Origin of the sequence: Sphingomonas sp. MJ1 (PH-R8), assembly GCF_048058635.1 — a bacterium.
Lineage (GTDB): Bacteria > Pseudomonadota > Alphaproteobacteria > Sphingomonadales > Sphingomonadaceae > Sphingomonas.
Map to the genome: position 1 here is coordinate 165,362 of NZ_JBBEFX010000001.1, position 21,547 is coordinate 186,908.

A 21,547-nucleotide genomic window follows, 5' to 3' on the forward strand; every position below is an offset into this window, starting at 1 on the left:
CGATGGCCGAGGCCACGATTCCGCCCGGCGCCGAGGCGCCCATGTTCTACGAGCTCGACGAGCATCATCACGACGCCGGGTCCAGCACCATGCTGGGCTTCTGGATGTACCTGATGAGCGACTGCCTCATCTTCGCGATGCTGTTCGCCTGCTACGGCGTCTACAGCGGCAGCCTGGCCGGTGGTCCTGGACCGCATGAGCTGTTCGACCTGAAGCTGGTCGCGGTGAACACCGCGATGCTGCTGCTGTCGTCGATCACCTATGGCTTCGCGATGATCGCAGCCGGCGAGCAGAACAAGGGCGTGACCCTTGGCTGGCTGGCCGCGACCGGCCTGTTCGGCCTCGCGTTCCTGGGTATCGAGCTCTACGAGTTCTCGCACCTGATCCATGAGGGTGCGGGGCCGTGGCGCAGCGCGTTCCTGTCCGGCTTCTTCACGCTTGTCGGTACCCACGGTCTGCACGTCACCTTCGGCATCATCTGGCTGGTGGTGCTGATGGTGCAGGTGAGGCGTGGTGGCCTGATCGCCGCCAACCAGCGTCGCCTCCAGTGCCTGTCGCTGTTCTGGCACTTCCTCGACGTCGTCTGGATCGGCGTCTTCACCTTTGTCTATCTGTTGGGAGTGCTGCGATGAGCGCGGAACCCGTGGCCCATCACGCCAGCGGCGAAGCACATGGCTCGCGCCGCGACTATGTGATCGGCTTTCTCCTGTCGGTCGTGCTGACGGCGATCCCGTTCGCGCTCGTCATGACCAACGCCTTCTCGGATCCGCGGGTGACCGCGGGCATCGTGACGGCGATGGCGATGGTGCAGATCGTCGTTCACATGATCTACTTCCTGCACATGAACACCAAGTCTGAAAGCGGCTGGACGCTGATGGCGCTGATCTTCACGATCATCATCGTCGTCATCGTGGTCGCCGGATCGCTCTGGGTCATGTACCACATGAACCTCAACATGATGCCCGAGATGGCGTCCGAGGCCATGGAAGCGATGTGAAGCAGCGTGTCGCCCGGCTCGCGCTGGGCACGCTGATTGCCCTGGTCTTTGCAGCGCTGGTGGCGCTGGGGATCTGGCAGCTGGAACGCCGCAGCTGGAAGCTGGCGTTGATCGCACAGGTGGAGCAGCGACTGCACGCTCCACCTGTCGCGGCTCCGGGGCCGACGGCCTGGTGCGGCATCGATGACGGGGATGTCTATACCCGCGTTGTCGCAAGCGGCCGCTACCGGGCCGGTGCGGACAGTTTCGTTCAGGCTAGCACGCAGCTTGGTCCCGGATACTGGGTGCTGACGCCGCTCGACACGGGCAAGTTCACGCTCCTGGTCAACCGGGGCTTCGTGCCGCCGGAACTGCGCGGCAAGGTGGCGGCGCCCGAAGGGCAGGTCTCTGTTGAGGGGCTGTTGCGGGTGACGGAGCCCGGCGGTGGTTTCCTGCGCAGCAACGATCCCGGGCAGGATCGCTGGTACTCGCGCGACGTCGCCGCGATCGCCAACAAGCGGGGGCTCGGGAATGTCGCTCCCTATTTCATCGATGCCGTCGAACCACGCTCCGGATGGCCGCGCGGCGGCCTGACGGTCGTCCGCTTCCGGAACAATCACCTCGGGTACGCCTTCACCTGGTTTGGGCTGGCCGCCGGTCTGCTGGTGATGGTCGCGGTCGCCCGCCGCTGGGGAAGGGAGGTCCACGAGGCGCCGCCACATGACGCGTAGCATCGCCTTTCGCGCCGACGGCGACGCCGGGAGCCGGAACCAGCGGCTGCTGGTACAGCTCCGCTGGATCGCGATCGGGGGGCAGCTGACCGCGATCCTGGCCGTGCACTTCGGTCTGGGCATCGCACTCCCGCTGACGCCGATGCTGGCGACCCTGGGGGTACTCCTCGGTCTCAACCTGTTCGCCCTGTTCCGCCGGGGCAGGTCGACCACCAACCTCCAGATGTTCGGCGTACTGCTGGTCGATGTCGGTGCGCTGACGGTCCAGCTCTACCTGTCCGGCGGGGCGACGAACCCGTTCGTGACCCTCTACCTGTTGCAGGTCGTCATCGGCGCGGTGCTGCTGTCCGCCTGGTCGAGCTGGGCGCTGGTGGCGATGACCAGCGTGGCGTTTGCAGCGCTCGCGGTGGTGCATCGACCGCTGTCGCTGCCGGCGGCATTGGCGAGCGACTTGTCCCCAGGGTTCATGGCCGCCAACTGGTTCAACTTCACGCTTACCTCGATCCTGCTGGTCGCGTTCGTGACCCGCATGGCCCGCAACGTCCGCGACCGGGACGCCCATCTGGCGGCGATCCGCCAGCGAGCGGCCGAAGAGGACCACATCGTCCGCATGGGACTGCTTGCGAGCGGGGCTGCGCACGAGCTCGGGACGCCACTCGCGTCGCTTTCCGTGGCACTGGGCGACTGGCGGCAGGAGCCCGCCATCGCCGGCAGTCCGCGGCTCGCCGCCGAGGTGGACGAGATGCGGGACGAGATCGCCCGCTGCAAGAAGATCCTGGGCGGCGTCCTGTTTGCCGCGGGCGAGGTCACCGGCGAGGCGCCGGTGCGCACCAGCCTGCATCGTTTCCTGGAAAGCGTGGTCGAAGACTGGCGCGGCAAGGGCCCGGTTCCTCTCCGGTTCGAGAGCCATCTGGGTCCGGACCGACCGATCGTGGCCGATCGGGCGCTGGCCCAGGCGCTCACCAACCTCTTCGACAATGCCGCGGAGGCCGGTGCGGGGGCGATCACGCTGGCGGCGGTGATGGACGGCCCCATATTGGTGCTGGCGGTCCGCGACGACGGACGCGGCTTTCGGGAGGATATGTTGGGCACCGTCGGGCAGCCGTATCGCAGCAGCAAGGAAGCGGGCGGCTTGGGGCTGTTTTTGGCGACCAACGTACTGCGGACGCTGGGCGGCACGCTGGAAGCACAGAACCGCGCTGGCGGCGGCGCCGAGGTGGTGCTCGCGCTACCGATCGCCTCGCTCGCGCTTGAGGAGACGGAATGACCGGCCGCAGGCTCCTGATCGTCGAGGACGACGCCGTCTTCGCGCGCACGCTCGCCCGGTCGTTCGAGCGGCGTAGCTACCAGGTGGAGGTGACGGCGGATCTCGAGGATCTGGCCGGCATCGTCGATCGATTCGCCCCGGAGTTCGCGGTCGTGGACCTGCGGCTGGGCGGGGCATCGGGCCTTGCCTGTGTCGAGCAACTTCATGCCGCGGACCCGGAGATGCGGATCGTGGTGCTGACGGGCTTTGCGAGCATCGCCACGGCGGTGGAGGCGATCAAGCTGGGGGCCACCAACTATCTGACGAAGCCCTCGCACACCGACGAGATCGAGGCGGCGTTCGACCGGCCCGGAGGCGACGCTCAGGTCGAGGTCTCCGCCACCCCGACGACGATCAAGACGCTGGAGTGGGAGCATATCCACCAGACGCTGGCCGCCAGCGACTTCAACGTGTCGGAGGCCGCCAGGCGGCTCGGCATGCATCGGCGCACCCTCGCCCGGAAGCTGGAGAAGCGCCACCTTTCCTGATCCGGCCAGGCTGTCATCTTGACCATTCCGGCGCCTCGCGCGACGGCGGGCGCAAGCTGCTGTCAGGAGAGTGGGTTGGAGCAGGACAAGGACGCGCGCCACAATGCCAGGATGCGCAAGGTACAGCTTGCGCGCCAGGCGATGATGGCGACCAAGACGATCGAGAAGGGGCTGCTGATCGTCCACACCGGGCCTGGCAAGGGGAAGACCACCGCGGCGCTCGGCATGGCGGTGCGGGCGATCGGCCACGGCATGAAGGTGGGCGTGATCCAGTTCGTCAAAGGGGCGATGGATACCGGCGAGAAGGCGGTGTTCGACGCGCTTTCGGATCACATCGAGTTTCGCCCCATGGGGGAGGGTTTTACCTGGGACACTCAGGACCGTGCCCGCGACATCGCCGTGACCCGCACCGCCTGGGAAGAGGTGAAGCGGATGCTGGAGGATCCGACCTACGACATGGTGATCGCGGACGAGCTCAACATCGTCCTGCGCTACGACTACCTGCCGGTGGAGGAGGTGCTAACGGCCGCTGCGGCACGGGGACCTCGGCAGCACTTCGTCGTCACCGGGCGCAACGCGCCGCAGGCGCTGATCGACATGGCCGATCTCGTCACCGAGATGACGCAGGTCAAGCATCCGTTCCGGGGCGGGGTGAAGGCGCAGGCCGGGATCGAATTCTGATCAGACACGCAACCCCGGCAACGCAGCGCGATTGACCCCGCCCGGCGGCGCGGCTACCGGGCGGCATGCGACAGGTTCCCCGGAGACGGGGATGAAAAGGGAACGGGAAAACCCCGGCTGCCCCTGCAACTGTACGCGGCGAGCCACCGCGCCATACGCCATTGGGAGTGATCCTGAGAAGGCGGCGCGGACCGGCTGAGACCCGCGAGCCAGGAGACCTGCCTGACGCAGTCGTCCTTCGATCGGTCAGGGTGCGCCGAACGGACGGGGAAACCCGAGCGACGACATCGTCAGCCTGCATGCTTGCGGGGGCGAGGGCGTGCGCCCTCTCCCGGCAAGCAGCGGGCGTTGCATGTTGAAGGGGGTTTCATGATCCGAGTTCTTGCGCCGTTGCCGCTGCTGTTTTCGCTTCCCGCTTTTGCACAGGAGGCGCCGGCGCCCGACGCTGCGACTGCCCCGGCTTCCGACGAGGTCGTTGTCACTGCCACCCGCACGCCCGTCGCTGCCGATCGGGTCGCCGCATCTATCACGGTGCTCGACAAGGAAGCGATCGATCGAGCCCAGGACCTGAGCGTGGCAGGGCTGCTGCTCCGCACCCCGGGCGTCAGCCTGTCGAGCAACGGCGGCTATGGTACCGCCACGTCGGTCCGCATCCGCGGTGCCGAGGCCGACCAGACGGTGGTGGTGATCGACGGCGTCAAGCTGAACGATCCGTCCTCGACGGGCGGCGGCTACAACTTCGCGAACCTGCTGGTGGGGGATGCCTCCCGCATCGAGGTGCTGCGCGGCGTCCAGTCGATCCTCTGGGGCAGCCAGGCGATCGGCGGCGTCGTCAACGTCGTGACGCCGCTGCCGCAGAGCGATCTGGAAGGGAGCTTCGACGTCGAGGCGGGGTCACGCGACACCGTGAGCGCCCGCGCCGCGGTGGGCGGGCAGACCGGCCCGCTCGCATGGCGCTTGGGTGGGCAGACGTTCACCACCGATGGTGTCTCGGCAGTAGCGCCGGACTTCGGTGGCCGCGAGGCGGACGGCTATACGAACCAAAGCGCGCAGGGCCGCGCCCGGCTCGAGCTGGCGACCGGCGTCAGCGCCGAGGTGCGGGGCTATTACGCTAATGGTCGCGTGGAGATCGACGGGTTCGCCGGCGACAGCCTGGAGTATTCGCGCAACCGCGAGTTCGTGGGATATGCGGGCCTGAACGTCGACCTTCTGGGGGGCCGTCTGCGCAACCGCTTCGGCTACGGCTATACCGACACCAACCGCGACAACTATGATCCGGCGCGCGAGCGGCCCAAGACTTTCGACGCGGCAGGCCGGAACGAGCGCCTCGAGTATCAGGGCAGCCTCGCGATCGCGACCGGGTGGAACGCCGTGTTCGGGATCGAGAACGAGAAGTCGCGCTTTCGCTCCGTTTCGCCTTCCGGCGCCTTGTCGGACCCGGTGCCGGAGCCGGCGCGCGGCAAGGCCGAACTCACCGGTGTGTTTGGCCAGGTCAACGGCGTGGTGGTCGACGGCCTCACCCTGACTGCGGGGCTGCGGCAGGACGACCACAACCGCTACGGCAGCAAGACGCTGTTCGCCGGGGGCGGTGCCTGGGCACTCCCGTGGGGCACCGTGGTTCGCGCCAGCTACTCCGAAGGCTTCAAGGCGCCCACGCTTTACCAGCTGTTCTCCGAATACGGGAACCAGGCCCTCAACCCCGAGCGCGCGCGGAGCTGGGAGGCGGGGGTCGAGCAGCGCCTGCTCGACCGGGCGGTGACGCTTTCGGCGACCTATTTCGAGCGCCGGACCCGCGACCTGGTCGAATATATCGGCTGCGGTGCCACACCGGACCCGCTCTGCGTCATCCCCGGCACCGACATCGCGCGCTGGGGCTATTATGACAACATCGCCCGCGCGTTTGCCCGCGGAGTGGAAGCGACCATCGCTGCCCGCCTGGGTTCGCGGGTGACGGCCGACGCCAACTATAGCTGGACCGAGGCCGAGAATCGCTCGACCGGCAGCGCCTATGGCAACTGGTTGCCGCGGCGTCCCCGCCACACGGCAAATGCGTCCGCAACCTACAGCCTGCCGAGTGGTGCGTCCCTGGGCGCTGCGCTGCGCTGGGCCGGCAAGAGCTACGACAATGCGGCCAACACGACGCGACTGGACGACTATACGCTGGTCGACGTTCGGGGCGAGGTCCCGCTGAGCCCGAAGGTGCGGCTCTTCGCGCGGGTGGAGAACCTGTTCGACGAGGACTATGCCACCGTCTACCGGTACGGCACGCTCGGCCGCAGCGTCTATGCAGGTCTGCGCGGCCGCTTCTGAGGGAAATGATCGATGACGACACCCCGTTCTTCCCAAGCCGCATCGGCGCTCTGGATCCTGCTGCTCACCGTGGCGAGCGTGGCGACCACCCTGGTGTTCAAGTGCGCGACGCCATTCCCGGCGCTTGCCGCCCTGGCTGCGGTGCACATGCGGGCGAAGGACGGGGTGTCGCTCGCGCTGCTCGCATGGGCGGCGAGCCAGCTCGTCGGCTTCTGCTGGCTTGATTACCCTCTGGCCGCCAACAGCCTCGGCTGGGGTGGGGTGATGGGGCTCGCGGCCGTCGCGGGCGCCATCGCAGCCCACTGGGCTGCCGCGCGATCGGGGGCGGGGTTCCTCACCCGGCTCGGCCTGAGCTTCGTCGCGTCCTTCGTCGCCTTCAAGGTGATAATTCTTCTCGGCACCGTGGTGCTGGATGGCGGGACCGCGGCTTTCGCTCCGGACGTGCTGCTGCGCCAACTCGCGCGCAACGCGGCCGTGCTCGCAGGCTTGCTGGTTCTCCACCGTCTGCTCATCAGCCTCGGCGTGCCGCCCGTGCGGACGGAGCGTGCGCTCGCATGATCCTGAGGCCAGCGGCGACCGGGCCGGCGATCGTCGCGTGCAACACCTGCCGCGTGCCCGGTGAGGGACAGGCCGGCGACAGCGGCAAGCGAAGCGGTGCCCGCCTAGTCGAGGCACTGCGGGCCGTGCAGGCGAGCGACCCTGCCTATGGGGCCGTGGCCGTCGAGGAAATGCCCTGCTTGTTCGCCTGCGGGGATTCCTGCACGGTGCATCTGCGCGCGCCGGAGAAGGTCGGCTACGTGCTCGGGCGCTTCACACCGGACGAGGGTGCGGCACGTGCGATCCTAGACTATGCGGTCCTGTATGCCGACAGCGACGGCGGCCAGGTGCCCTATCGCGACTGGCCGGAAGGTGTGAAGGGGCACTTCCTCACGCGCATGCCACCCGCTGGCTTCGTGGTGGCATGAGCGGCTTCTACGCTTCGGCCGCAGCGTTCGAAGCGGCGTTAGGAAGTCTTCGGAGCATCGATGCGGCAGCGCGCGATGCTGCTGCCGCCCGCCAGGACGTCCTCACCAAGCCACCCGGATCCCTGGGCAGGCTGGAGGAGATCGCGCTGTTTCTCGCCGCGTGGCAGGGACGCGAGCGCCCACGGATCGACCGGGGGCGGGTGGCGATCTTCGCGGGCAACCATGGCGTGGCGGCGCGGGGGGTGAGTGCCTTTCCGTCCGAGGTTACGGCGCAGATGGTCGCCAACTTTGAAGCCGGAGGCGCCGCCATCAACGCACTGGCCCGAGCCGCCGGGCTGGAACTGGTCGTCGTCCCGATCGAGCTCGACCGCCCGACGGAGGACTTCGTCGAAGCGCCCGCCATGTCGGCCGAGGAGTGCCTCGCGGCGCTCAATGTGGGCGCCGCGGTGGTCGAGCCGGATCTCGACCTGCTCGTGCTGGGCGAGATGGGCATCGGCAACTCGACGGCGGCGGCCGCATTGGCGGCAGCGAGCTTCGGCGGCGGCGCGCGGGATTGGGTGGGGCCGGGTACCGGCGTCCACGGTAGTGCATTCGACGCAAAGGTCGCAGCGGTGGACGCGGCCCTGACCCGTCACGCGAAGGCGGCATCGAGTGCCTTTGACATCCTCCGACGCCTCGGCGGACGGGAGATCGTCGCTATCGCCGGCGCGGTGCTTGCGGCACGGCAGGCAGGCGTTCCCGTGCTGCTGGACGGCTTCATCTGCTGTTCCGGCGTAGCGCCGCTTGCGGCAACCAACCCGGACATCGTCGGGCATTGCCTCGCCGGACATTGCTCGGCCGAGCCCGGTCATGCGCGGCTGCTCGACCGGCTCGGGCTCACCCCGATCCTCTTCTTGGGGATGCGACTGGGGGAGGGGAGCGGTGCTGCGGTTGCAGCGGGCGTGGTGCGCGCCGCGATCGCGACCCACGACCAGATGGCGAGCTTTGCCGAGGCAGGCGTTTCCGAGGCGTGACGGCGCCGATCGATCTTCACCTGATGCGCCACGGCGAGCCGGCGCTTGCCGGCCGGCTTCTCGGCAGCACGGATTGTGCAGTACTCCCCGACGGGGTGCGGGCATGCCGTTCGGCTGCGACCGGGTTGGCCATCCGACAGGTGGTCGCGTCCGATCTGCGCCGCTCGTCGGACTGCGCCAGGGCGATCGCCACGGATCACCAGGTACCGCTGCGCCTTGATGGCCGTTGGCGGGAACTCGATTTCGGACATTGGGACGGACGGAGCCCGGAAGAGGTGGACGCTGCGGCTCTCCGCGAGTTCTGGGACGATCCGGATGGCGCGCCGCCTCCCGGTGGCGAGCGCTGGTCGACGCTCCTCGCGCGCGTCGCCCGAGCCCTGGAAGAGGTCGAGGACGGCAGCCTGATCGTTACTCACGCGGGCGCCATGCGGGCGGCTCTGGTAGCGACCTGCGGCTTCGACCGGCGTCAGAGTTGGGCCTTTGATCTGCCTTATGCCTGTGTGCTCTCGCTACGCCTCTGGCGCGGCGAGCCGCCCGCGGCGCAAATCCTGGCCTTGCGTCCATGAAGGGGCTGCTGCTCGCGTTCGGCTTTCTCACTCGCCTGCCGGTTCCGTCGGGGTCCGCCGGTCCCGAGGCGTTTGCGGCCGCGATCCGCTGCTACCCGCTTGTGGGGTTGGTGGTGGGGGCGCTCGTTGCCGGTGCGGGATGGCTCGGGAGCCTCGCCGACCCATGGGTCGGCGCGCTTGCGGCGCTCGCCTGCTGGGTGGGGGTGACGGGCGCGCTGCATCTCGACGGCCTTTCCGATGTTGCTGACGGCGTGGGTGCCGCGCACGGCGATCGTAGTCGTCTGATCGCGGTCATGGCCGATCCCCATGTCGGAAGCTTCGGCGTGGTGGCGATCGTGTTGCAGCTGCTGGCCAAGCTGGTGCTGCTTCATGGCGCGGCGGGCGTCGGATGGCTTCCGGTCGTGCTGGTGCCGTTTGCCGCTCGCATCGGCCCGCTCGCCTGGGCACGCTGGCTCCCGCCGCTCAAGCCGGCTGGGCTGGGCGCAACCGTGGCCTCGGCGGTCCGCGCGCGCGATCTTTGGGGCTGGGCGGCCGTGTTGGCGGCCGCATGCGTCGCAGTGCCTTCCCTGATCGTCGCGCCGCTGCTGATCGCGGCTGCTGCGGCCTGGTTCCGGCGACGCCTGGGCGGGATCACCGGCGACGCCCATGGTGCAGGAATCGAGCTGGTGGAGACCGGATTGCTGGTGGCGCTAGTCGCAATCTGTCAGCGCTGACAGCGCGATCAGCGCGTCGAGGTCAACATGCTGCTCCAGCTCCGCCGCGATACTGTCGAGCGCGCGGTCGACGGAAATGCTGTGGTCCGGGCCGCTGCCTGCCACGCCGATCCGCGCGAGCCACGCGCGCCGTTGCGCGGCCAGCCCCAGCAGACCATGCACATAGCTTCCGGTCACCAGCCCGTCCGCACTCACCGCGCCGTCCGTCCGGCCGTCTTCGAAGCGCACCGCGGGGCGTGCCGTGTCGGGCCCCGATGTCCGGCCGAGATGGATTTCATAGCCCTCGAACGCCGCGCCATTGGCCGTACCGCGGACCTCTGCCAGGTTCTTGTCGCCGCCGAGCACCGTGTCGACTGCCAGCAGCCCGAGCCCTTCGACCCTCTCCGCAGGACCCTCGAGCCCCTCCGGATCGGCGATGCTGAGTCCGAGCATCTGGTATCCGCCACACAGGCCCAGCACCGGGCGCCCGCGTCGATGATGCGCCCGTATGTCGATGTCCCACCCTTGCGCCCGGACGAAGCGGAGATCGGCGATCGTCGCCTTGGAGCCGGCAAGGACGGTCAGCGCCGCCTCTGCCGGGATCGGCTTGCCGGGCGGGACCATCACCAGTTCCACGTCGGGCTCGAGCCGGAGCGGATCGAGGTCGTCGAAGTTGGCGATGTGGGCGGTGATCGGGCATGCAACCAGCACGCGATCCGCTCTCGGTGCCTGGGATTGCTGGAGCACGACCGCATCCTCGCTCGGCAGCCTGGCGGCATCCGTGAGCCACGGCACCACGCCGAAGCCGCGCCACCCCGTCCGTTCCGCGATCGCTTCGTAGCCATCGGAGAACAGGGTCGGGTCTCCGCGAAACTTGTTGACCAGAAAGCCGTGGATCATCGCGGCGTCTGCCTGATCGATCACCGCGCGCGTGCCGACCAGCGAGGCGATCACGCCGCCCCGGTCGATGTCGCCGACCAGCACCACCGGCACCCCCGCCGCGCGCGCGAAGCCCATGTTGGCGATGTCGCCGGCGCGGAGGTTGATTTCGGCAGGCGAGCCGGCGCCCTCGATCACGACGATGTCCGCTTCGGCCCGTAACCGCCGATAGCTCGCCAGCACCTCGTCGAGCAGGCCCTCGCGACCCTGGCGCCATTGCGCAGCCCGAAGAATGCCGCGCACCTGTCCCCGCACTACCAGTTGCGAGGTACGGTCCCCCTGGGGTTTCAGCAGCACGGGGTTCATGTCGACGCTGGGTCGCACCCGCGCAGCCAGGGCCTGGGTGGCCTGGGCACGGCCGATCTCGCCGCCATCCGCCGTGACCGCGGCGTTGTTCGACATGTTCTGCGGCTTGAACGGACGCACGCGCAGGCCGCGATTGGCGAGCGCCCGGCAGAGGCCCGCGACCAGCACTGACTTGCCGACGTCGGAGCCGGTCCCCTGCAACATCACGGCACCCATGCAATGGCTCCTGCAATCACCCAGAGAAAGAGACAGGCGCGACGATAGACGCGGAGCGCTCTGAGAAGGTCTTTTGAAGTCGGGTCTCGATATTCGCCGCCGATCCACGGCTTGTCCGCCGTCACGCGGTCATAAGCGATCGGCCCGGCCAGCCGGACGCGAAGAGCGCCGGCCATCGCCGCTTCCGTCCAACCGGCATTGGGGGACGCATGACGGCGGGCGTCGCGCAGCATCGTCCGCCACCCGCCGGCGCCAGCAAGGCAGAGGAGGGCACCACCCAATCGGGCCGGCAGGATATTGGCCAGGTCGTCGGTCCGCGCCGAGGCCCAGCCGAAGGCACGCCAGCGCGGCTCGCGATGGCCGATCAGGCTGTCCGCAGTGTTGAGCGCCTTGTAGGCCCAAAGCCCCGGCAGTCCCAGCAGCAGAAGCCAGAAGAGCGGCGCGGCGATGCCGTCGCAGAAGCTCTCGGCAAGGCTTTCGATGCCGGCGCGCGCGACGCCGGCTTCATCGAGCGCGGCAGTGTCCCTGCCGACGATGCGGGAGACTGCAGTACGCGCCCCGGGCAGGTCGCCGGCCAGCAGGGCCGCTGCGACCGGCCGGACGTGATCGTCCAGGCTTCGCTGTGCCAGGCCGGGTGCCGCCAACAGCGCCACGCCGATCCAGCCATAGGGACCCAGCAGGTCGCGGGCCGTTCGTTCGAGGAGCCAGGCGCCACCCGCTGCCGCGGCGATCAGGAGCATGACCGTGAGAACCCCGGCGGTGCGGCGGCTCCACTCCAACCGGTCCGGAACGTTCCAGCGCGCCTCGCACGCACCGATCAGGCGCGCGAAGCCGCCGACCGGGTGGCCGACGCGGGCGTAGAGCCGTTCGGGCCACCCGACGGCGGCATCGATCGCGAGCGCGAGCAGGGCGATCGGCTCAGCGATGGGAGAGCGCCCGATCGAGCCGCGCCAGCGCCGCCGCATCTGCTGGAAGGCCGATGCGCAGCCACTCGGGCGCATATTCGAATGGCCGGGTCAGGATGCCTTGGCGCGCCAAGTCGGTGAAGATCGCCTGCGCCCCTGCGTCCTCGATCAGACGGAATAGCGGACTTGCGCCCTGCGGCTCAAGGTGATGACGACGCAGCACAGCATCCAGAGCCGCGCAGCGCTCGGCCAACTGCTTGCGGGCGTCGGCGATCCAGTCGGCATCGCCATAGGCGGCAGTGCCGAGCGCGATCGCGTGGGCGGAGACCGGCCAGCTTCCCAGCCGATCGCGCAACGCCGCCACCAGATCCGCCGCACCACAGGCGAAGCCCAGGCGGACGCCGGCCAAGCCGAAGAACTTCCCGAACGACCGGAAGACGAGCACCCGATCGTTTGGCGTCAGATGCGGGAGCACGCTTACCTCTGGATTCGCGTCGGCGAAGGCCTCGTCGATCACCAGCACGCCACCTGCGCGAGCAATGCGACGGCCGAGCTCCAGCATCTGTTCGGGCGCGCGCACGCGGCCGTCCGGGTTGTTCGGGTTCGCCAGGAGCAAGGTGCCGTCGCCGACTGCCCCAAGCGCATCGATCCGGATCGATGCGCTGCACGCGAGGACATCCGCGTGGGTCCGGTAGCCGGGCGCACCGTGGCGGTGCGGGGACGGCAACCCGAGGCCGCCGAGCAGCCGCAGCCCCAATTCGGTGCCCGGCAGTGCGGTGATCGCCAGATGCTGTGCCCCGAAAGCGGCTGCGGCGGCCGCTTCCAGTGCCGCGCGCGATCGCTCCGAAGGTAGCCGAGCGAGGTCGATGTCGGGCGCGATCGCCGGGGTCCATGCGACGGGGTTGATCCCGGTGGAGAGATCGAGCCATGGCTGCGGCGCATCGGGAAAGCAGTGCGTCGCCTCTTCGAGGCAGCCGCCGTGGAACATCAATGCGCGCAATGCGGAGCCTCGACTTGGGGTGCGGCAGCCTCCATCCGCATTGGCGGAGCAACAGGCAAGGGGCAAGGATGAGCATCGATCGATCGGGACGCACGATGCTGGTGCTGGGCGGCGCCCGTTCGGGCAAGAGCCGCTACGCACAAAGGCTGGCCGAGGCATCGGGTGGTCGGCTGGTCTTCATCGCGACTGCCCAGGCGTTCGACGACGAGATGACCGATCGGATCCGGCGGCACCAGGCCGATCGCGACAGCCGGTGGACGACCGTCGAGGCGTCGGTCGACTTGGCCGGCGCGATCGCGGCCGCGGATGACGAGGATGCCGTGGTGCTGGTCGACTGTCTGACGCTGTGGGCTTCCAACTTGCTGCTCGGCCAGGAGGATGCCGAGGAGCGGCTGGCGCAGTTGCTGGCGGCACTGGAGCGCGCGCGGGGGCAGGTGCTCCTCGTCGCCAATGAGGTCGGGCTCGGCATCGTGCCCGACAACGCGCTCGCCAGGGCGTTCCGCGATCTTGCCGGCACCATCAACCAGCGCGTCGCCGCGGTGGTCGACCGGGTGCACATGACCGTGGCGGGCATTCCCATCATCGTGAAGTGACCCCGATCCGGCTTGACACCTGCCCGGCGCAAGCGGCAGCACGCGGGCGACGACATGGGAGAGATCGGGCACCAGCCCGGCGCCGAAGGAGCAACCGCCCCGGAAACTTTCAGGCAGAAGGACCGGTCGTCATCAACATCTGGAGAGAGGCGCGCTGGCGTCCGCCGACGGGATAGCATTCTCAGGCAGGAAGGACAGAGGGGGCATGCAACCGCCGGAAGGCGGGGAGTTCATCATGCCGGACGATCCTTCCCAGAACAGCCGCGCCGACGCGCGCCGCGCGATCAGCGTCACCGAATTGTTCACGATCGGCATCGGGCCGTCGAGCTCCCACACCGTGGGGCCGATGCGGGCGGCCCATGGGTTTGCGGAGGCGGCGCTGGAGGCGCTGCAGCCGGTTCGCGTCCGCTGCGAGCTGTTCGGTTCGCTGTCGCTGACGGGACGCGGCCACGCGACCGACAGCGCCGTCGTGCTCGGGCTTGCCGGGCATCTGCCCGATACCGTGGATCCCGACGGAGTACCGGAGATCCTGCGGGCGGTGCGCGAACGCGGCCGATTGCAGCTTGGCGGCCGGGTGCCGATCGCGTTCGGCGCGGACGACATCGTCTTCTCGCACGAATTCCTGCCCGGGCATCCCAATGCGGTGCGCTTCACCGCCTGGAATGCGGACGGGGGCGAACGCACCCAGACCTATTTCTCGATCGGCGGCGGCGTGGTGGTGGAGGCGGGCGCCGGGTTGCACATCGCCAATGCCGCGGTCGCGCATCCATTCGCCTCTGGTGCCGAGTTGCTCGAGCTGGGCGAGGCGACCGGCCTTTCGATCGCTGAGATCGTCCGCCGCAACGAGTGCGCCTGGCGCAGCCGCGAGGAAACCGATGCCTTTCTGGATGCCGTGCGGGCGGCGATGCTCGCGTCCATCGAACGGGGCTGTGCGACCGACGGCGTGCTGCCGGGGGGCCTGAACGTCCGCCGTCGTGCCAAGGCACTGCACACGACGCTGGCTGCGCGCAGCGATCAAGCGGCGCCCGCGTCGGTGATGGAATGGATCAGCCTGTGGGCGCTCGCCGTCAACGAGGAGAATGCGGCCGGCGGGCGGGTGGTTACCGCGCCCACGAACGGGGCGGCGGGCGTCATCCCGGCAGTGCTCCAATATTACGAGCGGTTCGTGGAAGGAGCGACGCCGGAGGGCTCGCGGGTACTGCTAGCCACCGCGGCAGCCATCGGCTTCCTGTACAAGAAGCGCGCTTCGATCTCGGCTGCCGAGATGGGGTGCCAGGGGGAGGTGGGCGTCGCCTGTTCGATGGCGGCAGCGGGGCTTGCGGCGGTGCTCGGCGGCACGAACCAGCAGATCGAGAACGCGGCCGAGATCGGCATGGAGCACAACCTTGGCCTGACCTGCGACCCGATCGGTGGCCTGGTGCAGGTGCCCTGCATCGAGCGCAACACCATGGGCGCGGTGAAGGCGGTCAACGCCGCCTATCTGGCGCTGCATGGCGACGGCAGCCATATCGTGCCGCTGGACGCGGTGATCGAGACGATGCGGCAGACCGGCGACCACATGCGATCCGAGTACAAGGAGACGAGCCTGGGCGGCCTGGCAGTGAACGTCGTCGCCTGCTGACGGCTTGCCTGCGGGGGCCGTTCCGGTCCATGCGGCCGCCATGCCCAAGATCCGTGCCGACCAGTTGCTCGTCGACCGAGGCCTTGCCGAGAGCCGTACGCGGGCGCAGGCTTTGGTGATGGCCGGCCTGGTGTTCGTCGGCGATCGCAAGATCGACAAGCCGGGGCAGCAACTGGCGGACGATGCCGTGCTGGACGTGCGCGGGCGCGACCATCCCTGGGTTTCCCGCGGCGGCGTCAAGCTCGCCCATGGCCTCGATCACTTCGGCTGGACGGTCGATGGCGCGGTTGCGATCGACGTCGGCTCGTCCACGGGCGGCTTCACCGACGTGCTCCTGACCCGCGGGGCGGCGCGCGTCTATGCCGTCGACAGCGGCACCAACCAGCTCGCCTGGAAGCTTCGCCAGGACCCCAGGGTCATCGTGCACGAGCAGACGAGCGCGCGGCTCCTCACCGAGGCGCATGTGCCGGAGCGGGTGGACCTGATCGTCTGCGACGCGAGCTTCATCGCGCTCGCCAAGGTGCTCGATGTGCCGATGGGGTTCGCGAAGCCCGGCGCGCGGCTGCTCGCGCTGGTGAAGCCGCAGTTCGAGGCCGGGCGCGCGGAGGTGGGCAAGGGCGGCGTCGTCCGCGATCCCGCCGTGCACGCGCGGGTGTGCGACGAGGTGGCGAACTGGCTCACCGGTCGCGGCTGGCAGGTGGAGGGCGTGACGCAGAGCCCCATCACCGGTCCCGAAGGCAACGTTGAGTTCCTCATCGCAGCTCATGCTCCCGATGAGGGCGGCGGTCCCGAATAGGGACAGGCTCTGAGTGCCGGCCCCGGCTTGCATTGCACCCGGCCGCACCGCAGACAACGCGACCGGATGAACAGGATTGAGCGCGTGAACGAGATCGCTTCCAGAGCGCAACTGCGTGCGGGCTTCCTGCGGTGGGCGATCGTGACCGTGCCGCTCGTCCTCCTCCTGGGCCTGGCCGCCGGCAGCCTGGTTCCCGCGGGATCCCAGAACGCCTGGTACGCCACCTTGGCGAAGCCTTGGTTCACGCCGCCGGACTGGGCCTTCCCGGTTGCCTGGACGCTGATCTACGTGCTGCTGGGCGTCGCCTTGGCGATGGTGCTCGACGCGCGAGGCGCGCGCGGCCGTGGGATCGCGGTCAGCGCCTTTGTCGTGCAACTGGTGCTCAACCTCGCCTGGATGCCGCTGTTCTTCGGAGCGCATCGCGTGTCCGCGGCCCTGGCGCTGATCCTGGTGCTGCTTGTTCTGGTGGCGCTTACGGCCTGGTTGTTCGCTCGGATCCGCCCGCGTGCGGCGTTGCTTTTCGTGCCCTATGTCGGGTGGCTGATCCTGGCGACGGCGCTCACCTGGGAGATCGATCGGCGTAATCCGGGTGCCGAAACCCTTGTGCCCGCGACCTCGTCTGCCCAAATGGCGATCTAGACGCGGGAAGGACCTGACACATGCAATCCGAAAACCGGATCTTCGACGATTTCGCCAAGTTCGTGAACGGTGCTGCCGGCACGCTGGCTGGCATGGCGCGTGAGGGCGAAAGCGCAGCGCGCGAGCGGGTGCGTGAATTCGTCGGCGGACTCGACTTCGTCAGCCGCGACGAGTTCGAGGTCGTGAAGGCGATGGCCGTTGCCGCGCGGGACGAGGCAGATGGCCTGAAGGCACGACTGGAAGCCCTGGAGGCGAAGCTGGCTGCCGGAAGCACGGCCCCCACGGCGGCCGAACCGCTTGCGGGCGACAGCATCGGCTAACGGGTTTTCCCCAGCTTTCTGGACCAAGCGGCGCGCGTCGACCTTGTGTCGGTGCGCGCCGCTTGGCATTTCCGAACCATGACGACTGCCCACCCGGAAAGGACCTGATGCTCGACGAAGCCGAGGATGATCGCGACGCTGCCGCTCCGATCGATATGTTGGAGCGCTACTTCGCCGCGCACGGCTGGTCGCACCAGCGCGACGAGGATGAGATCGTCGCCAAGGTCAAGGGCAGCTGGACCGAGTTCGAGCTGCGTGCGATCTGGCGCGCGGACGACGGCGTGCTCCAGTTCCTGGCCTTCCCGGACGTGCGCGTCGCGGACGACCGACGCGCGACCATCTATGAGGCGATCGGCCTGATCAACGAGCAGCTGTGGATCGGCCACTTCGAATTGTGGTCTTCGAGCGGCATCCTGCTGTTCCGCCATGCAGCGATGATCGATGTCGAGGAAGCGGCGCTCTCGCTGGAGCAGGCCGAGGTTCTGGTCGATACCGCGATCGACGAGTGCGAGCGCTTCTACCCGGTGTTCCAGTTCGTATTGTGGGGCGGCAAGTCTCCGCGAGAGGCAATCGCCGCCTCGATGATCGAGACGCGGGGCGAGGCGTGACCCAACCGCTCGCCGGACCGATCTGGCTGGTCGGATGTGGCAACATGGCCGGAGCGATGCTGCGCCGTTGGCTGGACACCGGCCACGTGTCTGCGGCTGACGTCACCGTCATCAATCGCAACGGCACGCTGCCGATCGACGGCATTCGCGTGCTGACGGAGGTGCCTGCCGACGCGCCCGCACCAGCGACCATGATGCTGGGGGTGAAGCCGCAGCAGCTCGACATCATCGCGCAGACGGCGGTTGCGCAGCTTCGCCCCAAGCTTCTGCTCTCGATCCTGGCAGGCGTGGAGAATGCAGCGCTTGGGGCGCGATTCCAGGCGGATGCCATCGTGCGCGCGATGCCGAACCTGCCGGTGTCGATCGGCAAGGGTGTGGTGGCGTTGCACAGCGATAGCACCGATGAGAGGCTACGCGGTGCGGCGACGGCGCTGATGGCGCCGCTCGGCACCGTCGAATGGATCGGCGAGGAGGGGCTCTTCGATGCGGTGACCGCGCTGTCGGGATGCGGCCCCGGCTTCGTTTTTCGCTTCATCGACGCGATGGGCGCGGCGGGCGCGGCGCTCGGCCTTCCGGAGGACCAGGCGCGACGCTTGGCGATCGCGACCGTCGAAGGCGCAGGAGCGTTGGCCAGCGGGACGGACGCTTCGCCCGCGACCCTGGCCGACCGGGTCGCGAGCCCGGGCGGCTCCACCCGCGAGGGCCTCAACGTGCTCGACCGCGAGGATGTCCTGCGTCGTCTGATGGCGGAGACGCTGGCCGCATCGGCTCGGCGCAATGCCGAGATGGCGGCCGCCGCGCGCGGCTGATCAGCGCTCGCCGAGTGCCCGGATCATCGGACGGTCGCTGTCCGGGATGAGGCTTTCGAGCACCGTCCAGAACCCTGCGACCGCCTCCGGTCCGGCCGTCTGATAGGCTTTCGCCAGCCGCTCCCGCACGAGCTGATACAAGCGGCTCTCCAGCGCAGCGCCTTCCGGCGTCAGCTTCAGCAGCCGCCTGCGCGCGTCGCGATCGTCGCTTCGGCTTTCCACCAGTCCGCGTTCGGAAAGCTCGCCCAGCACGCGCCCCAGCGACTGCTTCGTGATCGCCAACAGCCGCAGCAGTTCGCTCACCGACAGGCTGGGCTTGCGGGCAATGAAGTAGAGGGCCCGGTAATGCGCCCGGCCGAGCTTGTGCGCTTCGAGCTCGGCGTCGGTCACGCGGGTCAGATTGGAATGCCCGAAATAAAGCAGCTCGAAGCCGCGGCGGATTTCCGTCTCGCGGAGGAACTGGGCCGAGGCTGCACGATTTGGGACAGTCATGTTGACCTGTTCTGCCAGTGGGCTTAGGCCACGGCAAGCCGGAACGGCACCGCGCCGTCCGATTGCGGAGCAGATCATGATCGACCAGTCCGAAACGCGCTTTCCTCTTACACCGAACGCCTCGCCGCTCCCGGCCAGCGAGCGTGCGGACAAGCTGGTGAGCCCGGGCTTCGGTCGCGTGTTCACTGATCACATGGCGATTGCACGCTGGTCCGACGAGAAGGGCTGGCACGACATGCAAATCATCGCGCGCGGCCCCGTGCAGATGGACCCCGCAGCGGCGGTGCTCCACTATGCCCAGGAAATCTTCGAGGGGCTGAAGGCGTACCGGCTCGAAGACGGCGGCGTCGGCCTTTTCCGTCCGGAAGAGAATGCAAAGCGCTTCCGTCGTTCGGCGCGCCGCATGGCGATGCCGGAGCTGCCGGAGAAGCTGTTCCTCGCGTCCTGCCGGGAGCTCTCGCTGGTCGAGCGTGACTGGATTCCCGACGGCGAGGGCGGGGCGCTCTACCTGCGCCCGTTCATGTTCGCGAGCGAGGTGTTCCTGGGCGTGAAGCCCTCGGCCGAGTACCTCTACATTGTGCTCGCCTCTTCGGTCGGTGCCTATTTCAAGGGTGGCGCGCCGAGCGTGTCGCTGTGGGTCTCCCAGGAATATACGCGCGCAGCGCCGGGCGGCACCGGCGATGCGAAGTGCGGCGGCAACTATGCGGGCAGCCTGGTGGCGCAGGCGGAGGCGATCCGTCAGGGCTGCGACCAGGTTGTCTTCCTCGATGCAGCCGAGCGGCGCTGGGTCGAGGAACTGGGCGGCATGAACATCTTCTTCGTATTCGACGATGGCAGCATGCTGACCCCGCCGCTGACCGGAACGATCCTGCCCGGCATCACCCGCGATTCGATCCTGCGGATCGCGCGCGACCAGGGGATCACCGTGCGCGAGGAACGCTATGGAATCGACCAGTGGGAGGCAGATGCGCTCAGCGGCCGGCTTCGCGAAGCATTCGCCTGCGGCACCGCGGCGGTTGTGACCCCGATCGGCAAGGTATCCTCGCCGCAGGGCAGCTTCTCGATCGGCAACGGCGGCCCGGGCGAGCGTACGATCGCGCTGCGCGACACGTTGGTGAACCTGCAGCGCGGCCGCACCGAAGATCCGTACGGCTGGCTCGAGCGGATCGACGCATAAGCCCCTTTCCACAGCGCCCGGGGCCGGTATAAGGCCCCGCGGCTGTTGGGGCGTCGCCAAGCGGTAAGGCACCGGTTTTTGGTACCGGCATTCGCAGGTTCGAATCCTGCCGCCCCAGCCAACTCTTCACATTCACTTCTTTGTCCTTGTGGTGCTCGCTTCGACGGCATTCCGCAGCTGCGCGTTGGACTGCTTCGACTTTGGTGACGGCAGCCTCGCTCAGCGACGTGGTCATCGCTTGATAGAGATCGAGCGGACGGGGAGCGTAGAGACGGTCCAACTAAGCATCGCAGCGATTTCTGACGGTGCTCTCGGCCGCCGGGCGTCTGCTTCGTTGGCATGAGTGCGGGACAGCTTGCGGTCGCAGTCCGCCATGCCGACCGCGACCGTCTTCATCTTCGCGGCGCCGCGATCGTGCCAGCTGGCGGCGATGCCGGTCACCTCTTCCTGCTTCTGCAATCGATCGTCGTGTCGATCGCCGTCGCGGCGGTGGATGGGAAGGGTTGGCAGTTTGACGGCCAATATGGTCACCCTTGCTGAGTGGCGTCAGCTTTGCCAGTCCGCCAGCAGGCGGCACACAGAAAGGGACCTGCAGTGTTTCTGACGATCCTGGTGGCGGGTCTGGCAGAGCCGAGCCTGGCCGATAGCGTCCGGTCCTGCTCAGCGGCGGTGCATAGTGCCCACCTTGAGGATGCGATCTACGCTTGTTCGCGACAAGCAGAGGAGGATACCGCTTGCGGCGCCGCCCTTGGATTGGGGAGAACCGCGCCATTCGCGCTTCCGATGCTGCCTCCGGACAAGAGAGCCGCTGCTCTCGCCTATTTCGACGCCAGAGTTACCGCCTGCATCGAGCATGAGGAGGGCTTGTAGAAGCAGTGCTCGTGCACGCTGAGGCGACTAGGTTGTGAAGCCACCGGCGTCCGCCTCTGGCGTCTGGCTCCGGGCCGCAGCCGGTTCGGCGGACGGCGTGCCAACTCTTTTCGGAATCGAGCGGTGAAGCTGGTGCGCTCCTTCTTGATCATGGATGCGGGAACGGGATTCCGTGTCGGCGCGCTAGCGCCTCCAGGATCGCATCTTTGCCTTGCACGAAGGCTTGTCCGTTATAGCTCCCGGTTGCCATTCGAGCGCCGGCATCATCGGCCAGCAAGAGGAGCGGGAGCGATTGGTTCTCGGCTCCGGCCAACTCGATAACCGCCTGCCTCGGTCGGGCCCAGTCGACCCGAAGAACGTCGATACGCGTCGCCAATGTAGGAAAGCTGACAAGGACGCCTTCCATCAAGGCGCAGTGCCAGCAGTAGAAGCGTGCGCCCGGCAAGGCCGGATCAACAAAGTCGGGCTTGATGATGATGAGTTTGTCTCGGCCCATCGGGAGCGCCTCTCTTCGTGAGGCTCTCTTTT

At 68.2% G+C, this 21,547-nt stretch carries 26 protein-coding genes, 1 tRNA gene and 2 riboswitches; of the genes, 21 read left to right on the forward strand and 6 right to left on the reverse strand.

Annotated elements, in window-relative coordinates:
• The first annotated feature begins 2 nt into the window (after positions 1-2).
• The 12 genes from cyoC (at position 3) to cobS (ending at position 9,749) form a co-directional block, all read left to right on the forward strand.
• Entirely contained in the window at positions 3-632 is a 630-nt protein-coding gene (gene cyoC, locus VPH46_RS00795; protein WP_416608026.1) for a cytochrome o ubiquinol oxidase subunit III, read from the forward strand.
• Complete coding sequence (gene cyoD / locus VPH46_RS00800; protein WP_125959995.1) at positions 629-997, forward strand: cytochrome o ubiquinol oxidase subunit IV; 369 nt, start codon at positions 629-631, stop codon at positions 995-997. Before cyoC ends, cyoD begins: the two co-directional genes overlap by 4 nt.
• The gene (locus VPH46_RS00805) at positions 994-1,707 is read left to right on the forward strand and encodes an SURF1 family protein (RefSeq protein WP_416608028.1); all 714 of its coding nucleotides are present in this window, start codon (positions 994-996) and stop codon (positions 1,705-1,707) included. The genes cyoD and VPH46_RS00805 overlap by 4 nt, the downstream gene beginning before the upstream one ends.
• A complete protein-coding gene (locus VPH46_RS00810) occupies positions 1,697-2,974 on the forward strand; it encodes an ATP-binding protein (RefSeq protein WP_416608030.1) in 1,278 nt (425 codons plus the stop codon). Before VPH46_RS00805 ends, VPH46_RS00810 begins: the two co-directional genes overlap by 11 nt.
• Positions 2,971-3,501 carry a response regulator transcription factor gene (locus tag VPH46_RS00815; RefSeq protein WP_416608032.1) on the forward strand — a complete coding sequence of 177 codons (531 nt, stop codon included), beginning with the start codon at positions 2,971-2,973 and terminating at the stop codon, positions 3,499-3,501. Before VPH46_RS00810 ends, VPH46_RS00815 begins: the two co-directional genes overlap by 4 nt.
• Positions 3,502-3,576: 75 nt before the next feature.
• On the forward strand, positions 3,577-4,182 hold the full coding sequence (gene cobO / locus VPH46_RS00820) for a cob(I)yrinic acid a,c-diamide adenosyltransferase (RefSeq protein WP_416608034.1): 606 nt from the start codon (positions 3,577-3,579) through the stop codon (positions 4,180-4,182).
• 55 nt (positions 4,183-4,237) lie between these two features.
• A riboswitch (cobalamin riboswitch) is annotated at positions 4,238-4,423 on the forward strand.
• A gap of 128 nt (positions 4,424-4,551) precedes the next feature.
• Positions 4,552-6,492 (forward strand): TonB-dependent receptor plug domain-containing protein, encoded by a 1,941-nt coding sequence (locus tag VPH46_RS00825; protein ID WP_416608036.1) that lies wholly within the window; start codon positions 4,552-4,554, stop codon positions 6,490-6,492.
• 12 nt (positions 6,493-6,504) lie between these two features.
• Complete coding sequence (locus VPH46_RS00830) at positions 6,505-7,050, forward strand: hypothetical protein (RefSeq protein ID WP_416608038.1); 546 nt, start codon at positions 6,505-6,507, stop codon at positions 7,048-7,050.
• Positions 7,050-7,457, forward strand: coding sequence for a DUF1636 domain-containing protein (locus VPH46_RS00835; protein ID WP_416608335.1), 408 nt, complete (start codon positions 7,050-7,052; stop codon positions 7,455-7,457). Before VPH46_RS00830 ends, VPH46_RS00835 begins: the two co-directional genes overlap by 1 nt.
• Complete coding sequence (gene cobT / locus VPH46_RS00840) at positions 7,454-8,470, forward strand: nicotinate-nucleotide--dimethylbenzimidazole phosphoribosyltransferase (protein WP_416608041.1); 1,017 nt, start codon at positions 7,454-7,456, stop codon at positions 8,468-8,470. Before VPH46_RS00835 ends, cobT begins: the two co-directional genes overlap by 4 nt.
• A complete protein-coding gene (locus tag VPH46_RS00845; RefSeq protein ID WP_416608043.1) occupies positions 8,467-9,036 on the forward strand; it encodes a histidine phosphatase family protein in 570 nt (189 codons plus the stop codon). Before cobT ends, VPH46_RS00845 begins: the two co-directional genes overlap by 4 nt.
• Positions 9,033-9,749, forward strand: a complete 717-nt coding sequence (gene cobS / locus VPH46_RS00850; RefSeq protein ID WP_416608046.1) for an adenosylcobinamide-GDP ribazoletransferase — start codon at positions 9,033-9,035, stop codon at positions 9,747-9,749. The genes VPH46_RS00845 and cobS overlap by 4 nt, the downstream gene beginning before the upstream one ends.
• Here cobS and VPH46_RS00855 read toward each other — a convergent pair.
• Genes VPH46_RS00855 through VPH46_RS00865 form a run of 3 tightly spaced genes read right to left on the reverse strand, consistent with a single transcriptional unit; the run spans position 9,726 to position 13,094 of the window.
• Positions 9,726-11,189 carry a cobyric acid synthase gene (locus VPH46_RS00855; RefSeq protein WP_416608049.1) on the reverse strand — a complete coding sequence of 488 codons (1,464 nt, stop codon included), beginning with the start codon at positions 11,187-11,189 and terminating at the stop codon, positions 9,726-9,728. The two genes, cobS and VPH46_RS00855, sit on opposite strands and share 24 nt — an antisense overlap.
• Positions 11,177-12,154, reverse strand: a complete 978-nt coding sequence (gene cbiB / locus VPH46_RS00860; RefSeq protein WP_416608051.1) for an adenosylcobinamide-phosphate synthase CbiB — start codon at positions 12,152-12,154, stop codon at positions 11,177-11,179. Before cbiB ends, VPH46_RS00855 begins: the two co-directional genes overlap by 13 nt.
• Positions 12,108-13,094 (reverse strand): aminotransferase class I/II-fold pyridoxal phosphate-dependent enzyme, encoded by a 987-nt coding sequence (locus VPH46_RS00865; RefSeq protein WP_416608054.1) that lies wholly within the window; start codon positions 13,092-13,094, stop codon positions 12,108-12,110. Before VPH46_RS00865 ends, cbiB begins: the two co-directional genes overlap by 47 nt.
• A 68-nt stretch (positions 13,095-13,162) precedes the next feature.
• Here VPH46_RS00865 and cobU point away from each other — a divergent pair, with 68 nt between their 5' ends.
• The 7 genes from cobU (at position 13,163) to proC (ending at position 18,480) form a co-directional block, all read left to right on the forward strand.
• Positions 13,163-13,687 carry a bifunctional adenosylcobinamide kinase/adenosylcobinamide-phosphate guanylyltransferase gene (gene cobU, locus VPH46_RS00870; protein ID WP_416608056.1) on the forward strand — a complete coding sequence of 175 codons (525 nt, stop codon included), beginning with the start codon at positions 13,163-13,165 and terminating at the stop codon, positions 13,685-13,687.
• A gap of 44 nt (positions 13,688-13,731) precedes the next feature.
• A riboswitch (glycine riboswitch) is annotated at positions 13,732-13,822 on the forward strand.
• Between the two features lie 100 nt (positions 13,823-13,922).
• Complete coding sequence (locus VPH46_RS00875) at positions 13,923-15,308, forward strand: L-serine ammonia-lyase (RefSeq protein ID WP_416608337.1); 1,386 nt, start codon at positions 13,923-13,925, stop codon at positions 15,306-15,308.
• Positions 15,309-15,348: 40 nt separating this feature from the next.
• The gene (locus VPH46_RS00880) at positions 15,349-16,104 is read left to right on the forward strand and encodes a TlyA family RNA methyltransferase (protein ID WP_416608058.1); all 756 of its coding nucleotides are present in this window, start codon (positions 15,349-15,351) and stop codon (positions 16,102-16,104) included.
• A gap of 84 nt (positions 16,105-16,188) precedes the next feature.
• Positions 16,189-16,743, forward strand: coding sequence for a TspO/MBR family protein (locus VPH46_RS00885; RefSeq protein ID WP_416608060.1), 555 nt, complete (start codon positions 16,189-16,191; stop codon positions 16,741-16,743).
• A gap of 20 nt (positions 16,744-16,763) precedes the next feature.
• Positions 16,764-17,063, forward strand: a complete 300-nt coding sequence (locus tag VPH46_RS00890; RefSeq protein WP_416608062.1) for an accessory factor UbiK family protein — start codon at positions 16,764-16,766, stop codon at positions 17,061-17,063.
• Between the two features lie 107 nt (positions 17,064-17,170).
• Entirely contained in the window at positions 17,171-17,671 is a 501-nt protein-coding gene (locus VPH46_RS00895; protein ID WP_125959981.1) for a YbjN domain-containing protein, read from the forward strand.
• Positions 17,668-18,480 (forward strand): pyrroline-5-carboxylate reductase, encoded by an 813-nt coding sequence (gene proC / locus VPH46_RS00900; protein ID WP_416608064.1) that lies wholly within the window; start codon positions 17,668-17,670, stop codon positions 18,478-18,480. Before VPH46_RS00895 ends, proC begins: the two co-directional genes overlap by 4 nt.
• Here proC and VPH46_RS00905 read toward each other — a convergent pair whose 3' ends face one another.
• Positions 18,481-18,972, reverse strand: a complete 492-nt coding sequence (locus VPH46_RS00905; RefSeq protein WP_125959979.1) for a MarR family winged helix-turn-helix transcriptional regulator — start codon at positions 18,970-18,972, stop codon at positions 18,481-18,483. It abuts the gene before it with no gap.
• Between the two features lie 76 nt (positions 18,973-19,048).
• On the opposite strand from VPH46_RS00905, the gene VPH46_RS00910 reads away from it, so the two are divergent.
• Both VPH46_RS00910 and VPH46_RS00915 read left to right on the forward strand, forming a co-directional pair.
• On the forward strand, positions 19,049-20,149 hold the full coding sequence (locus VPH46_RS00910; protein ID WP_416608067.1) for a branched-chain amino acid aminotransferase: 1,101 nt from the start codon (positions 19,049-19,051) through the stop codon (positions 20,147-20,149).
• Between the two features lie 46 nt (positions 20,150-20,195).
• Positions 20,196-20,270, forward strand: a tRNA-Gln gene (locus VPH46_RS00915).
• A gap of 110 nt (positions 20,271-20,380) precedes the next feature.
• Here VPH46_RS00915 and VPH46_RS00920 read toward each other — a convergent pair.
• Together VPH46_RS00920 and VPH46_RS00925 are read right to left on the reverse strand one after the other, a co-directional pair.
• A complete protein-coding gene (locus VPH46_RS00920) occupies positions 20,381-20,680 on the reverse strand; it encodes a hypothetical protein (RefSeq protein ID WP_416608069.1) in 300 nt (99 codons plus the stop codon).
• A 487-nt stretch (positions 20,681-21,167) separates the two neighbouring features.
• Positions 21,168-21,515 (reverse strand): DUF3088 domain-containing protein, encoded by a 348-nt coding sequence (locus VPH46_RS00925; protein ID WP_416608071.1) that lies wholly within the window; start codon positions 21,513-21,515, stop codon positions 21,168-21,170.
• Positions 21,516-21,547 lie beyond the last annotated feature (32 nt).

Excerpts from the sequence above, each read along its gene's own strand:
- cyoC (WP_416608026.1), top strand. The coding sequence starts at position 3 with ATGGCCGAGGCCACGATTCCGCCCGGCGCCGAGGCGCCCATGTTCTAC.
- cyoD (WP_125959995.1), top strand. The coding sequence starts at position 629 with ATGAGCGCGGAACCCGTGGCCCATCACGCCAGCGGCGAAGCACATGGC.
- VPH46_RS00810 (WP_416608030.1), top strand. The coding sequence starts at position 1,697 with ATGACGCGTAGCATCGCCTTTCGCGCCGACGGCGACGCCGGGAGCCGG.
- VPH46_RS00815 (WP_416608032.1), top strand. The coding sequence starts at position 2,971 with ATGACCGGCCGCAGGCTCCTGATCGTCGAGGACGACGCCGTCTTCGCG.
- VPH46_RS00825 (WP_416608036.1), top strand. The coding sequence starts at position 4,552 with ATGATCCGAGTTCTTGCGCCGTTGCCGCTGCTGTTTTCGCTTCCCGCT.
- VPH46_RS00830 (WP_416608038.1), top strand. The coding sequence starts at position 6,505 with ATGACGACACCCCGTTCTTCCCAAGCCGCATCGGCGCTCTGGATCCTG.
- cobT (WP_416608041.1), top strand. The coding sequence starts at position 7,454 with ATGAGCGGCTTCTACGCTTCGGCCGCAGCGTTCGAAGCGGCGTTAGGA.
- cobS (WP_416608046.1), top strand. The coding sequence starts at position 9,033 with ATGAAGGGGCTGCTGCTCGCGTTCGGCTTTCTCACTCGCCTGCCGGTT.
- VPH46_RS00855 (WP_416608049.1), bottom strand. The coding sequence starts at position 11,189 with ATGGGTGCCGTGATGTTGCAGGGGACCGGCTCCGACGTCGGCAAGTCA.
- cbiB (WP_416608051.1), bottom strand. The coding sequence starts at position 12,154 with ATGCGGCGGCGCTGGCGCGGCTCGATCGGGCGCTCTCCCATCGCTGAG.
- cobU (WP_416608056.1), top strand. The coding sequence starts at position 13,163 with ATGAGCATCGATCGATCGGGACGCACGATGCTGGTGCTGGGCGGCGCC.
- VPH46_RS00875 (WP_416608337.1), top strand. The coding sequence starts at position 13,923 with ATGCCGGACGATCCTTCCCAGAACAGCCGCGCCGACGCGCGCCGCGCG.
- VPH46_RS00880 (WP_416608058.1), top strand. The coding sequence starts at position 15,349 with ATGCCCAAGATCCGTGCCGACCAGTTGCTCGTCGACCGAGGCCTTGCC.
- VPH46_RS00890 (WP_416608062.1), top strand. The coding sequence starts at position 16,764 with ATGCAATCCGAAAACCGGATCTTCGACGATTTCGCCAAGTTCGTGAAC.
- VPH46_RS00895 (WP_125959981.1), top strand. The coding sequence starts at position 17,171 with ATGCTCGACGAAGCCGAGGATGATCGCGACGCTGCCGCTCCGATCGAT.
- VPH46_RS00905 (WP_125959979.1), bottom strand. The coding sequence starts at position 18,972 with ATGACTGTCCCAAATCGTGCAGCCTCGGCCCAGTTCCTCCGCGAGACG.
- VPH46_RS00910 (WP_416608067.1), top strand. The coding sequence starts at position 19,049 with ATGATCGACCAGTCCGAAACGCGCTTTCCTCTTACACCGAACGCCTCG.
- VPH46_RS00925 (WP_416608071.1), bottom strand. The coding sequence starts at position 21,515 with ATGGGCCGAGACAAACTCATCATCATCAAGCCCGACTTTGTTGATCCG.